Consider the following 13,120-nt stretch of genomic DNA (forward strand, 5'->3'; position numbering starts at 1 on the left):
GGCTCAGCCTTGGCTGAGCGTGGCGTAGGTGGCGCGGCCGATGGCGACAAGCGCGCCCTGGTCGTTGTAGAGGTCCACGTCGGCCACGCCGACGCTGCGCCCATTGCGGCGCACGCGCGCCACCGCGGTCAGGCCGGTGTTGACGGCGGGCCGCAGGTAATCGACGCGGAAGTTGATGGTGGGCAGGCCGCGGCCCAGCAGCATGCCGACGGCGAAGTCGCCCACGGTGTCGATCACAGCAGCCAACGGGCCGCCATGCCATTGGCCGCTGGCGGCGCCGCGTTCGAATTCGGCCCGCATCGGCGCCAGCACGGTCAGTTCGCCGCGCTCGTGGTCCACGGCGCTGACCGACAGGCCCAGCCATGCGATGAAGGGCGAATCGTCGAACTTGGCCTGGATCTGGGCGGCGTTCAGCACATTGCTCATGACGTCACCAGCACTTTGCCGACGATCTTGCGATCTTCCAGCGATGCCAATGCCTCGGCCCCTTGTTCCAGCGGCCAGCTACGGTCCACTTCCACGTGCAGGCGACCGCTGCGCACCAGTTCCAGCAGTTCATGCAGGTCTTCGCGGTCCCAGCCGTTGGAGCCGCGGATCTGCAGCTCGAACGTCCAGATGTAGCGCAGGTCTTCCTTGGGGTCGAAGCCGGCGGTGGCGCCGCAGGTCAAGAGCCGGCCGCCCAGGCGCAGGCAACGCAGCGACTTCACCCAGGTGTCGCCACCCGTGAAGTTCACCACCACGTCCACGCCGCCAGACTTGGCGCCACGGCGGCGGGCAGGGCGGCCAAAGCGTTCCTGCACGGCCTTCAGGAAGTCTTCCTCGGTGTACAGGATGATGTGGTCGGCGCCCAACGCGCGCAGCGCTTCGCCTTTCTCCGGCGTACCTGCGCAAGCGATGACTTCGGCGCCGGCCAGCTTGGCCAATTGCACCGCGCACACGCCCACGCCGCCGCTGGCGCCCAGGATCAGCACCTTTTCGCCGGCCTGGATCTGGCCGATGCGATTCATCATCCGCAGCGCGGTGCCGTAGGCCACCGGCAGCGCCGCGGCCTGTTCAAAGCTGACCTCATCGGGCAGGCGCAGCAACTGGTGCGCCGGCACGCGGCACAGCTCGGCCAGGCCGCCGTGGATGGTTTCGCCCACCAGACCGCCGTCAACGCGGTCGATCGGGTCGACCAGCACGCGGTCGCCGGCCTTCCAGTCCCGCACGTTGGCGCCGGTCTGCACGATCTCGCCGGCCACGTCCAGGCCGATGATCACGGGGAAGGGCAGTTTGATGCCGGGCATGCCGCGGCGCGTGAATACGTCGTGGTAGTTCAACGAGGACGCGCGCACGCGAATGACGACGTCGTCCGGCCCGGCGACGGGATCGGGAAATTCGGTTTCCAGACGGAGCTTGTCGTTGCCGCCGTGTTCACGCAAAACAATTGCTTTCATGACTGCCAATAGTAGGAAGAGGAAATAGGGAAAAGGCTTACCAAGCGGCCACGCCGGCGATCGCTTGGCGCGTGATGGCCAGGCCGTGGGCCAGCGCACTGCGCCGCCACACGCTGGATACGGGCACGAAGGCATCGACCAGGTCGGCGCGCAACTGGGCGTCGCGGGCGGCATCGGGCGCGTGCGGGGCCTTGAAGCGCAGCCACTGGTCCAGCCTTAGCGCGGGCCGCATCTGCAGGCCGCGCGTGCCGAATTCGACGACGGCGCCGGCCAGCGCGCGGTCACCCAGCGCCTGTTGCACGCCACGGAACACCAGGCCCTGGTAGTCGGGGCGGGCCAGGCCATGCGGGCGCTGGTCGCGGACGCGGTCGGCGCCCCACCAGTGGGCGGCCTGCGCCTGTTCGGCGCTGCCTTCGTCGTTAAAGCACAAGAAAAAGGGTTCGCCGTATTCGCCGATGCCGGTGTGCCAGTCGATAAAGGCCACGCGTTCGCTGGCGGCCAGATGTTCGTCGACGATGCGGCGCAGGGTGCGGTTGGACCACTCGGGGCCGCTGCCGCCGTAGACCAGGCCATCCGGATGCGTGTACTGGCCGCTGGCGGTGGTGTTGAACAGCGCGTCGGCGCCGTGGGTCTCGCGGAACGCCTCGACGGCGCGCGCGCCGGCTTCCAGGCTGGCTTCGGTCCAGGCGTCTGGAATCAGATGCGGATGCAGCGTGGCGTAATGCGGGTTGGCCGGCGTTGGACGCGTGTGGTCAATGAAGTTGCGGTTCAGGTCGACGTTGTTTTCGGTCGTGCGGGTGTCGTACGCGTAGCCGTAAGGATTCAGCGCGTGCACCAGCACCACGTTCACGTCGTCGGGCAAGGGATTGCCGCCATCGGCGCGCAACCAGCCGATCTGCACGGCAGAGCCCGCCGCGCCTTCCAGGCCGTGCGTGCCGCTGATTGCCAGATGCGTGCGCGGGGCGTCGGCACGGCCCAGCACGGCAACATCCACGCTCAGCGCCTGGCCGTGCGGATCTTTCAGCGTGGGATGCTCATGGCGCGACAGGGCCGCGCCGCGTTGCGTCGCGGCTGCGACGAACGCCTGGCGCGCCGCCGCGTAATCGACCGAAAAGCAGTCCCAGTAATCGGGCAGGGTATCGCTCATGTCAGGCCGCCTCTTGGACGAACACCTGCAGCGCGCCGGCCCCGTCTTCGGGCGGCACCACCAGTTCTCCATGCGCGTTGGCGCGGTAGTTCACCTGATTGGCGTCGAACAGGGCGCGCGTCTTCGCCAGATCGCGCACGCCGATCACCGATCCCGCGAACCAGCCGCCGTGGGCCGATGCCGGCAAGCCGGCCGGGATACGGACGCGCGGATAGCGCTGTTCGAACGCGGCGGGGCTCAGGAAGTCGATGCGCAGGCTGCCGCGCCGCACTTGCAGGCCGCCGTCGGGCAGTTCGCTGATGGCGATCGGCCCGAACACGCGCTCATAGCCGGCGCGCAGCGACGCAGGGTCAGGGTGGACGGCGATCAGCGATTCGATGCGTCGCGCGCCGTTGGCGTGTTCCTGCCATTCCGGCCGGAAGACGAGGTGGCGCGTCAGGTGGCCGCAGGTGAAGAAGTCGGGCACGCCCAGCAGGCCGGCCGGAAAGTTCGTGTTGTTCCAGGCGGCGTCTTCGCTGCCTGCAGGCAGATGCACGGGGCGGCCGCCGCTTTGCGGCGGCTCGGCGGTGATGCCCAGGCGCGCCAGTTCCGCGTGCACCGCGCTGCTGTCGGTGGTTTGCAGGGCAGTGGCGACCGAGCCTTCGTAGGCGTCGTCATAGCCGCTGAAGCGCGATTCCGCTTTCAGTTCTTCCGGAAAATAGAGCAGTTCCAGGTAGTTGGCATCAAGAATGAGGGTCTGGTTGCGCGTGCCGCGATGGTGCCTGCCTTGCGGCGCGAGGCTGAATCCCAGCTTCACGTAGCGGTCGGTCGCCGCCTGCAGATCGTTGACCCGGATGATGTAGTGATCTAGGCCGGTGACTGACGGGAGAGACATCAAAGCTCCTGAATTCGCGTTGGAAAGAGGTGCAGTCTGGCGCAGGCGGGGGCAGGCTAGAACGATTGAATTCGCATGTGGATATCTGATTTTCATTCCAGGGACCACCGCGTGCGGTGCGTAAGGCCGGCTGCGCGCAGCATCGGCCATACGGGACCGGACGGACGCATGAGCAAATGAGAAATCGGCATTTCTCCTGGCTCATAACGCAGGCCTATGATCCGCAGCTTCTTCCAGGCAGAACCATAGAGTCCCTTCCGATGCGTACTACCCGCCGTGAATTTCTCCTGTCCTCCGGAGCGCTGGCCGCTTCGATGGCGTTTCCCACGTCGTTGCTGGCTCAGACCACAGCCCCCCGTCATGGCGGCGTGCTGAACGTCCACCTGGGCTCCGAACAACGCATCCTGAACCCCGCGCTGCGCGCCTCGACCGGCGTGTACATCGTGACCAGCAAGATCATCGAATCGCTGGTGGACCTCGACGCCGCCGGCCAACCGGTGGCGCAACTGGCCACGTCATGGACGACCGAGCCCGACGGCAAGACCATCACCTTCAAGCTGCGCGAAGGCGTCACCTGGCATGACGGCAAGCCCTTTACGTCGGCCGACGTGCAGTACAACGCGCTGGAGCTCTGGAAGAAACACCTGAACTTCGGCACGGCCTTGCAGCTTTACCTGGAAGCCGTCGATACGCCTGACCCGCATACGGCCGTGTTCCGCTATAGCCGGCCGATGCCGCTGGATCTGCTGTTGCGCGCCCTGGCGGACCTGGGATACGTGGTGCCCCGCCATTTGTACGAGGGCACCGACGTGCTGGAGAACCCGGCCAATACCGCGCCCGTGGGCACGGGGCCCTTCAAGTTCGTGCAGTACCAGCGGGGGCAATTCATCATCGCCGAACGCAACCCGAACTACTGGCGGCGCGACCAGCCCTATCTGGACCGCATCGTGTGGCGCATCATCACGGACAAGTCCGCGGCCACCGCCGCCCTGGAAACGGACCAGTTGCAGTTGAGCGCGTACTCGCAGTTGACCCTGGCGGACCTGGACCGGCTCAAACAGAATCCGCGCTTCGAAGTCCGCAGCAAGGGGCTGGAGGCCAACGTGTTCAACAACACGTTGGAATTCAATTTCCGTCGCAAAGAGCTGGCCGATGTGCGCGTGCGCCGGGCCATCGTGCACGCGATCGACATCGATTTCTTCATCGAGAACTTCCTCTACGGGCTGGGCAAGCCCGCCACCGGGCCGATCCCGTCCACGTCCGAAACGTTCTTTCCGGCCGGCAGCAAGCCGCCGTACCCCTTTGACGTCAAGCGCGCCGAGGCGCTGCTGGACGAAGCCGGCTACAAGCGCGGCGCCGGCGGCACACGCTTCACGCTAAAGCTGGTGCCCATCCAGAACGGCGAAGACGTGCCGTTGCTGGCCACCTTCATCCAGCAGTCGCTGGAGGCCGTCGGCATCAAGGTGGAGATCGTCCAGTACGACATCGCCGGCGCGCTGGCGTCTGTGTACAAGAACCATACGTTCGATATCGCCACCGGCTGGCACCAGTATCGCGGCGATCCCGCCGTCTCCACCACCGTCTGGTATCGCTCCGGCAGCCCTGCGGGCGCGCCGTGGACCAACCAGTACGGCTGGCAATCGGACAAGGTGGACAAGCTGATCGACGATGCCGCGTCCGAAATCGACCCGGCCCGCCGCAAGGCGCTGTACGCGGAATGGGTGGCGGCCGTCAATGATGAACTGCCCATCTGGATGGCGACGGAACGGCAGTTCTATTCGGTCGCCAGCCGCAAGCTGCAGAATGGCCACAACAACGCGCGCTGGCCGTCCAGCGACTGGCACGACGCCTGGCTCTCGGCTTAGGACGCAGGCATGGGTTTCCTGACTTTGGCCGCCCGCCGGCTGGCGGCCGCCGCGCCGGCGCTGCTAATCATCCTGGCAGGTCTCTTCCTGCTGCTGCAATTGGCGCCGGGCGACACGGTGGACGCGCTGGTGGCGCAGATCGGCGGGGCAGATGCCGCCACCATCGCGTCCCTGCGCTCGCACTATGAATTGGACCAGTCCACGACGTCGCGCCTGGGCAACTATCTGTGGCGCCTCGTGCACCTGGATCTGGGCTATTCCGCCATCTACGGCAAGCCGGTTTCGACGGTGATTGCCGAACGCCTGCCTGCCACGCTGCTGCTGATGGGGTCGGCGCTGGCCTTCGCCTTTACCGGCGGCATGGCGCTGGGCGTGATCGCGGCGCGGCGCGTCAACGGCTGGGCGGACGCACTGATCTCCACGTTGGGCCTGGTGTTTTGCGCCACGCCGTCGTTCTGGTTCGGGTTGATGGGCATTTTCGTCTTCGCGGTGTGGCTGGACTGGGTGCCGGCAGGGGGCTTTGCGACCATCGCCTCGGGCTACACGGGCTGGGCGCGCATCCTGGACATCGCCTGGCACCTTGTGCTGCCCACCGCCACGCTTGCGCTGATCTTCCTGGCCACCTATCTGCGCATCATGCGCGCGTCGATGCTGGAAGTGTCCACGCACGACTTCGTGCGCACGGCGCGGGCCAAGGGCCTGCGCGAGACAGCCGTGGTCGCCCGCCACATCCTGCGCAACGCGCTGCTTCCCATGATCACGCTGCTGGGTCTGCAGGCCGGCACCATGCTGGGCGGCTCGGTCGTGGTCGAAAGCGTCTTTGCCTTGCCCGGCCTGGGCCGGCTGGCCTACGAATCGGTGGTCCAGCGCGACCTGAACACCTTGCTGGGCATCGTGTTCGTGTCCGCGCTGCTGGTGATCACGATCAACTTCGTGGTCGATTTACTGTATGCGCGGCTTGACCCTCGCATTGCGCGGAGCTGAACCATGGAAACGATACGCCGATATTTCCATAGTCCCATCGCCGTGCTGGGGCTGGTGCTGCTGGCGGTGGTGTGCGCCGGCGCGCTGGGCGCAGGCCTGTGGTACCCGAAGAACCCGCTCAGCCTGGCCGGCAGACCGCTGCAATGGCCCGGCGAGAACGCGCGATTTCTGCTGGGCACCGACCAGGTTGGGCGCGACATTGCTGCGCAGATTCTGCACGGCGCACGCGTTACGCTGGCGATCGGGCTGGTGGCGACGCTATTGTCTGTGCTGATCGGCGTGACGCTGGGCGCGGTGGCCGGTTACTACGGCGGGGCCATCGACGACCTGTTGATGCGGGTGACGGAAGCCTTCCAGATCCTGCCCAACTTCCTGTTGCTGCTGGTGCTGGTGGCGGTGTTCGGTTCCGACCTGCACACTGTCGTGCTGGCGATCGGCCTGGTGTCATGGCCGCCGGTAGCGCGCCTGACGCGGTCGGAATTCCTGACGCTCAAGGCGCGCGAATTCGTCCAGGCGGGCCGGGCGCTGGGCATGGGCGACCTGCGCCTGATCTTCCGCGAAATCCTGCCCAACGCCTTGCCGCCCGTCATCGTGTACGCCAGCGTCATCATGGCCACCGCCATCCTGCTGGAAAGCGCGCTGGCCTTCCTGAACCTGTCCGACCCCAACGTGCCTTCCTGGGGCAACCTCATCGGCGGCGGCCGGGGAGTCCTCCGGGTGCAATGGTACGTATCCGCCATTCCCGGCGTTGCCATCCTGCTGACCGTCCTGGCGATTTCGCTGGTGGGGCAGGGGATCAACGACGCCCTCAATCCCAGGCTGAAACGCTCATGACCGAATTGCTACGCATCCAGAACCTTACCGTGGACCTACCGGCGGGAGCCGACCGGCCCCACGCGTTAAAGGACCTTACCTTGAGCGTCAACGCGGGCGAAATCGTGTGCGTGGTCGGTGAAAGCGGGTCGGGCAAGTCCCTGACGGCGGGCGCCATCCTGGGCTTGTTGCCCCAGGGCGTGCACGCCAGCGGCGGACAGATCCATTGGGAAGGGCAAGACCTGCTGCAACTGGCGCCGGACGCCTTGCGCCGCCTGCGTGGCCGGCGCATCGGCATGATCTTTCAGGAACCGATGACCGCCCTGAACCCGCTGCGCACCATCGGCGACCAGATCGGCGAGGTCTTTCGCACGCACACGCGCCTGGGCAGAGCCGAAATCGCCCGGCGGACGCTGGAGCTGCTGGATTCCGTGCGCTTGCCGGACCCCGCGCAGGCGGTCAACGCCTACCCGCACGAGCTGTCCGGCGGCCAGCGCCAGCGCGCCATGATCGCCATGGCGCTGGCGCTGGAGCCGGCATTGCTGATTGCCGATGAACCCACCACGGCGCTGGACGTCACCACGCAGGCGCAGATCCTGCATCTGATCCACGACTTGCAACGGCGCCGTGGCACGGCGGTGCTGTTCATCACCCACGACTTCGGCGTGGTGGCCGAAATCGCCGACCGCGTCGCTGTGATGCAACGCGGTGTGCTGGTGGAAAGCGGCACCGCCGACCAGGTGCTTGAACACCCCCAGCATCCGTACACGCGCGCCTTGATCGCCGCCGTGCCGCCGCTGGCGCCCGCCGAAGCCCGCTCGACACTTGACGCCGATGCGCCGGTCATCCTGGCCACGAAGGCGCTTTCGAAGACTTATCGCAAGCGTGGCTGGTTCGGACGCCCCAGCCGCGTGACACACGCCGTGAACGGCGTCGAACTGACCTTGCGCGAGGGCCAGACGCTAGGAATCGTCGGTGAAAGCGGATCGGGAAAATCCACATTGGCCCGCACGCTGCTGGGCTTGCTGCCGCCCGATGCCGGCAGCATCACGCTGGCCGGCAAGCCGCTGGCGTTCAAGGGCGGCTCGGCGCGGCGCGCGCATGCCAAGCTGGTGCAGATGGTGTTCCAGGATCCTTATGGATCACTGAATCCCCGTCAACGCGTGGGCGACATCGTGGCCCAGGGCCCCATGGTGCACGGCATGCCCAGGCGTGAGGCGTTGGCGCTTGCGCAAGAGCTTTTCGAACTGGTGGGATTGTCGGCGGACGCCGTCCGGCGCTTTCCGCATGAATTCTCGGGCGGGCAGCGCCAGCGCGTGGGTTTGGCGCGGGCGTTGGCCATGCGGCCGCAAGTGCTGATCGCCGATGAACCGGTTTCGGCATTGGACGTATCCGTGCAGGCGCAAGTATTGGCGCTACTGGCGCGGTTGCGCCAGCAACTGGGGCTGTCGATCGTATTCATCACGCACGACCTGCGCGTGGCCGCGCAGGTCTGCGACCACGTAGCCGTCATGAAGGACGGCAGGGTAGTGGAAGAGGGAGTTTGCGCCGAGGTTTTCGGCAACCCCACGAATCCGTATACGCAGGCATTGCTGGCCGCGGTCCCCGGCCGTCGCTGGAACCCCGCCAGCGTGACCGCACGCCAAGCCGCCTGAAGGCGGGCTTGGCCGTGGGTCAGAGCGCAGGCGCCGCGATCGCGACGCCTGCGCATCCTCCAGCCTTGGCCTAGAAGCGCACGGCCAGCTTCAACTGACCCGACTGCTGACGGTTGCCGCCGCCGAACTGCGCGTCGTAGGCGATGCCTGCGGTCGTGTTGCGCGTGATGGCCATTTCAGCGCCAAGGCCAAGCACTGCCGCGTCGCGCGCAATGGGAACGCCCGTCACCGAGAACGTGCTGCCGCCGTCGAAAGCCAGTTCCTGCCTGGGCTTCACATCGCCCATTGCATGGCGCCAGCCCAAGGACGCGGTCAGGCGGCCCGGGGCAACGTCCGAACCGAATTGCCACGCGCCGCGCAGGCCCACCGTCGTGCTGGTCACGTCATCGGTGGTTCCGGCGCCGTGCAGGGCGGCCGAGCCACCCGATTCCTGGAAGTCGCGCGTGCGCAACTGGTTCCAGGCCAAGCCGGCGTAGGGTTCGATGGTGTAGGCATCGCCCAGCGGCAGGTTGTAGCCCAGTTCGGTGAACACCTGCGTCGACGACGCGCGATAGGACGACTCAAGCCGCTGGTTCAGGCTGCCGGCCGCCACGTCGCGCTTGGCGTCGATGTCGTGCCAGGTGTAGGCCGCGCCCGCCATGAAGCGGAAATGTCCAGGTCCGGCCTGGACATTGCGTCCGCCGAACAACGTCGCCGTATAGCTGTCAACGTTGCTGCGCGACGACGCATCGGCGATCGTGTTGTGGCTGCCGATGTAGCCCAGCGCGCCACCCAAGCGCCAGCCCCCGCCTACGGCGCCGTCGCCGCCGACGAAGAGCCCGCCGGCCGATTGGCTCACGCTGGACGCGTTGCCGTCACCGCCGAACTTGCTCCAGTTGCCGAACGCTTGCGCCCAGACGGGGGATGCCCCGCTTTGCGGCAAGGCGTCGGAAGACGATGCCCCCAACTGGGCCGTCGGACGTCCGGCAAGCGTCGGCGCGTCCAGGTTGCCGCGCAAGTGGGCCAGCGGCAGCGTGCGCACGGTGTCCGCCTGGCTCTGCAACACGCTGGCGGTGCTGGCATACGCTTCGCCTGACAGCATCTTCAAAGCCGAACGCGCTTCGCCCGGCGTCATGGTCAGGACGGCCGCCGCCACCTGGCTGGCGCCAGTATCCTTGGCCGCCGCGATGCCGCTTCCAACCACCGGCGATTCGGTCGTGGTGGTCGTGGTGCTGGTCGATCCGTTTGCGGTCGGCGACGTTCCATTGCCGGTCGATGCCGCGCCATTTCCGGCCGTCGTCGATCCATTCCCGGTCGACGAGGAGCCGTTTCCGGTGGCGGGAGGATCTTCATTATCCAACGCACCCCCCACGCTGCTCTCGTTGCCCGTCTCGCCCACGCTGCCAATCGGCACGTCGTTGCGGGTCAGCGTCATGAAGGCGTTCTTGGCGTCGTAGCTGAGCGTGGGGGTCAGGAACGCATACGCGCTTGAAGCGCCCGTAAAACGGCCCTGAATGCCGCCGTCGGCCGTCAGGATGTTGTAGGTCGTACGCGGTGCATAGTTGCCGTCGGGGCCGACGTGCGCCACGGAGCCGTCAAGATAGGCCACGCCCGTGACGTGGATGCGGTCGCTGGCGGTGCTTGCCGGGTCGGCGTGCACGCGATAGATGGTGCTTTCGCCGAACGTGAGGTTGCCGTTGACCGTCAGCGTGCCAATGGGCGAGCCGTCATTGCCCGGCGAGATGACCGCGGTGGGGTAGAGGGTGGTGGTGCCCACCTGGCCCACGCCCGCCAGCACGACTTCGCGGCCGATATCCATGGGACCGTTCAACTTGCCGTCGATTTCCAGCGCGCCATCGGCGATCAGAATGGGGCCGGTCAGGCCGCTGCTGTCCGCGGTCAGGATCACCGACCCCGGGCCCGTCTTCACAAAACCCTGCGTGCCTTGAAGCGGGTTGTCGATCGTGTCGACGAATTGGCCGGACGCATAGGTGCCATCGCCGACGACCAGCACCGGCGGATTGCCGCCGCTGCCGACCAGCGTGATGGGCGCACCTTGCAGACGATACCGGTCGGTGGCGAACTGAATCCCAGACACGCGGACCGGGCCGGCGCTGCCATCAACCGTGACGGTGCCGGTCGCGCCGGTGAAAATGGCATAGCCGCCATCGGGCAGGGCGCCCGTGGCGTTGGTCGGGCTGTTCCAGTTCGTGCTGGCGGCGCTCCATGTGCCATTGCCGCCGCCCGCCCGCGTCGCGGAGGCCGCGCCGTCGCCGTTCCACAGGTTGGTCGTGCTGGGCCCCAGGATGAGGTTGATCTGCTTGTCGCCGGTCAGCGACTGGATGGTGGCTCCCGGCAAGGAATCGCCTGTCACCGTGCCCAAGGAAAGGCCATTGCCGCTTAACGTGCCGCCGTACGACATGATCCGGTAGTAGCCGGCGTTGACCCCCAGGGTGTTCACCGAGACGTTCAGCGTGGTGTTGTTCAGGGCAACGTTGCCGCCGACCGTGATGTTGTCGCCCGTGCCGGGTTGCGTGATCGGCAGCCCCGCATAGCCGGTTTCGAAGTCGAACACGGCATTGCTCATCGACAGGTTGCCGGTAACGCCCAGGTTGCCGTTGGAGACGCCGGTCGGCGTACCGACCGAATAGCCGGGCGCAACGCGGGCATTCCCCGTCACGTTCAGATCGCCATTGATCGAGCCGAAGCCCGAGACGATGCCGTTGGATGCCGCATTGACGTTTCCATTGATCGTGACGCCGGCGCCGCCGCCGTTGCCGCCGATCACCACCGTGCCACCATTCACATCGACGCCGCCGGGGAAGTTGGCCGAGCCATCGAATAGCTGCGTATTACCTGGCGCAACAGTCAGGTCGGCGGCCGTAACGCCACCGCAATAAGAGGTACTCAGCGCGAGCGTCGCGGTCAGCCACTTTCTTGTGCCGTATATCAAAACTTGGGTCCTATTTTTCGATTAATAAACTGATGTCCAAGCATTACCGGATCGCAGCAAACGTATGCTTACGTAACGATCCAATCTGCGCGGACGAAATGGGCGGTCGAAAAAAAGGACGCAATGTATACCAATTTTTTTGCAATACCAAGAATTAATGTATGGATACCATCCTTATTATCTGGCGTGAAAAAATGGATACCAACCGGTGCGCGTAGAGTTGATGTGCGGATACCATCCAAACGACAAAACTGGCGCTAATTGATACACTTTTATATTATTGAAATAGGGCCGGTTCTGGTAGCACAACATGGCTGAAAGCGCTTGCGGCAAGGGCGTGGAACAGCTCCACGGGGAGGGCACTGATGCAGGATATCGCTGCGCGCAAGATCCCATAAAAACCCCAGCGGTTTTTAATTCCTGGCATTAAATGACCCAATACGATCAACGTGCCAAACAGGAAATAAATATGCAGACTACAGCGCGGTACGGATTTAAATATTAATGAAACATCAATGAATCATTAACGGCTGCAACATAATCGCTTGACCACCAGGCCAATTTGAATGTCGCGGCGAAAAAATAGCATTTCAAATGCCGGCGCCACATCGTGGCGCCGGTGCAAGAGGCGCAGAAAACCGTTATATCGAGCCTTGCTTCATCCGGCGGGAGAGGGCGGCGGCCGTTTCCTTGCGTTCGCTGTAGCGGTCCGCCATGTACGGCGCCACATCCCGGGTGAGCAAGGTGAACTTCATCAATTCCTCGACCACATCGACGACGCGGTCGTAGTAGGGCGAAGGCTTCATGCGCCCGGCATCATCGAACTCCTGGTACGCCTTGGCCACCGACGATTGGTTCGGTATGGTCAGCATCCGCATCCACCGGCCCAGTATCCGCATCTGGTTCACGGCGTTAAAGGACTGCGATCCGCCTGACACCTGCATCACGGCAAGCGTCTTGCCCTGGGTGGGACGAACGGCGCCCATCGACAGGGGAATCCAGTCAATCTGCGTCTTCATCAGACCCGTCATGGCGCCGTGGCGCTCCGGCGAGCTCCACACCATGCCTTCGGCCCATTGGACCAGTTCGTGCAGCTCACGGACTTTGGGGTGGTTGTCATCGGCGTCGTCGACGAGCGGCAGTCCGGCCGGGTTGAACATGCGGGTTTCGCCACCCAAGGCTTGGAGCAGCCGCGCAGATTCCTCTGCGACCAGCCGGCTGTAGGAGCGTTCGCGCAACGACCCATACAGCACCAGGAAACGCGGCGCATGGCTAGCCCGCTCGGGCGAGAACAAGGCCGCAGAGGAGGGGGGTTCCAACAATGACGGATCAATGTTGGGCAGATCGGCGTAGGGCAATGCGCCGTTGGCGACGTTGTGATAGTTGGGGGGGAAACTCATGCAAACCTCCGTTG

General features: G+C 65.4%; 10 protein-coding genes. 4 read left to right on the plus strand and 6 right to left on the minus strand.

The genetic code is table 11. The features are described from left to right. Positions 1-3: 3 nt before the first annotated feature. From AC3WMU_RS06420 to AC3WMU_RS06435, 4 genes are read right to left on the minus strand one after another with little or no spacing between them, the layout of a single operon-like run. Positions 4-426 (minus strand): PaaI family thioesterase, encoded by a 423-nt coding sequence (locus tag AC3WMU_RS06420; protein ID WP_006227806.1) that lies wholly within the window; start codon positions 424-426, stop codon positions 4-6. Then, positions 423-1,436: a quinone oxidoreductase family protein gene (locus AC3WMU_RS06425; protein ID WP_006227805.1), complete on the minus strand. Its 1,014-nt coding sequence runs from the start codon at positions 1,434-1,436 to the stop codon at positions 423-425. Before AC3WMU_RS06425 ends, AC3WMU_RS06420 begins: the two co-directional genes overlap by 4 nt. A 37-nt stretch (positions 1,437-1,473) precedes the next feature. Beyond that, on the minus strand, positions 1,474-2,583 hold the full coding sequence (locus AC3WMU_RS06430; protein WP_454676987.1) for a M14 family metallopeptidase: 1,110 nt from the start codon (positions 2,581-2,583) through the stop codon (positions 1,474-1,476). Between the two features lies 1 nt (position 2,584). After that, positions 2,585-3,457 (minus strand): VOC family protein, encoded by an 873-nt coding sequence (locus tag AC3WMU_RS06435; RefSeq protein ID WP_492282010.1) that lies wholly within the window; start codon positions 3,455-3,457, stop codon positions 2,585-2,587. A 260-nt stretch (positions 3,458-3,717) separates the two neighbouring features. Here AC3WMU_RS06435 and AC3WMU_RS06440 point away from each other — a divergent pair, with 260 nt between their 5' ends. From AC3WMU_RS06440 to AC3WMU_RS06455, 4 genes are read left to right on the plus strand one after another with little or no spacing between them, the layout of a single operon-like run. Continuing rightward, on the plus strand, positions 3,718-5,322 hold the full coding sequence (locus tag AC3WMU_RS06440; protein WP_424626340.1) for an ABC transporter substrate-binding protein: 1,605 nt from the start codon (positions 3,718-3,720) through the stop codon (positions 5,320-5,322). Positions 5,323-5,331: 9 nt separating this feature from the next. Further along, positions 5,332-6,306, plus strand: a complete 975-nt coding sequence (locus AC3WMU_RS06445) for an ABC transporter permease (protein WP_006227801.1) — start codon at positions 5,332-5,334, stop codon at positions 6,304-6,306. A 3-nt stretch (positions 6,307-6,309) separates the two neighbouring features. Next, the gene (locus AC3WMU_RS06450; RefSeq protein WP_006227800.1) at positions 6,310-7,140 is read left to right on the plus strand and encodes an ABC transporter permease; all 831 of its coding nucleotides are present in this window, start codon (positions 6,310-6,312) and stop codon (positions 7,138-7,140) included. After that, complete coding sequence (locus AC3WMU_RS06455) at positions 7,137-8,774, plus strand: ABC transporter ATP-binding protein (protein ID WP_492282011.1); 1,638 nt, start codon at positions 7,137-7,139, stop codon at positions 8,772-8,774. Before AC3WMU_RS06450 ends, AC3WMU_RS06455 begins: the two co-directional genes overlap by 4 nt. Before the next feature lie 70 nt (positions 8,775-8,844). On the opposite strand, the gene AC3WMU_RS06460 is transcribed toward AC3WMU_RS06455, so the two are convergent. Beyond that, complete coding sequence (locus tag AC3WMU_RS06460) at positions 8,845-11,706, minus strand: autotransporter outer membrane beta-barrel domain-containing protein (protein ID WP_492282012.1); 2,862 nt, start codon at positions 11,704-11,706, stop codon at positions 8,845-8,847. A 641-nt stretch (positions 11,707-12,347) separates the two neighbouring features. Continuing rightward, positions 12,348-13,106 (minus strand): arsenical resistance protein ArsH, encoded by a 759-nt coding sequence (gene arsH / locus AC3WMU_RS06465; RefSeq protein ID WP_492282013.1) that lies wholly within the window; start codon positions 13,104-13,106, stop codon positions 12,348-12,350. Between the last annotated feature and the right edge of the window lie 14 nt (positions 13,107-13,120).

It is taken from the genome of Achromobacter sp. FW305-C-13 (assembly GCF_058783475.1).

Excerpts from the sequence above, each read along its gene's own strand:
- AC3WMU_RS06420 (WP_006227806.1), bottom strand. The coding sequence starts at position 426 with ATGAGCAATGTGCTGAACGCCGCCCAGATCCAGGCCAAGTTCGACGAT.
- AC3WMU_RS06425 (WP_006227805.1), bottom strand. The coding sequence starts at position 1,436 with ATGAAAGCAATTGTTTTGCGTGAACACGGCGGCAACGACAAGCTCCGT.
- AC3WMU_RS06430 (WP_454676987.1), bottom strand. The coding sequence starts at position 2,583 with ATGAGCGATACCCTGCCCGATTACTGGGACTGCTTTTCGGTCGATTAC.
- AC3WMU_RS06435 (WP_492282010.1), bottom strand. The coding sequence starts at position 3,457 with ATGTCTCTCCCGTCAGTCACCGGCCTAGATCACTACATCATCCGGGTC.
- AC3WMU_RS06440 (WP_424626340.1), top strand. The coding sequence starts at position 3,718 with ATGCGTACTACCCGCCGTGAATTTCTCCTGTCCTCCGGAGCGCTGGCC.
- AC3WMU_RS06445 (WP_006227801.1), top strand. The coding sequence starts at position 5,332 with ATGGGTTTCCTGACTTTGGCCGCCCGCCGGCTGGCGGCCGCCGCGCCG.
- AC3WMU_RS06450 (WP_006227800.1), top strand. The coding sequence starts at position 6,310 with ATGGAAACGATACGCCGATATTTCCATAGTCCCATCGCCGTGCTGGGG.
- AC3WMU_RS06455 (WP_492282011.1), top strand. The coding sequence starts at position 7,137 with ATGACCGAATTGCTACGCATCCAGAACCTTACCGTGGACCTACCGGCG.
- arsH (WP_492282013.1), bottom strand. The coding sequence starts at position 13,106 with ATGAGTTTCCCCCCCAACTATCACAACGTCGCCAACGGCGCATTGCCC.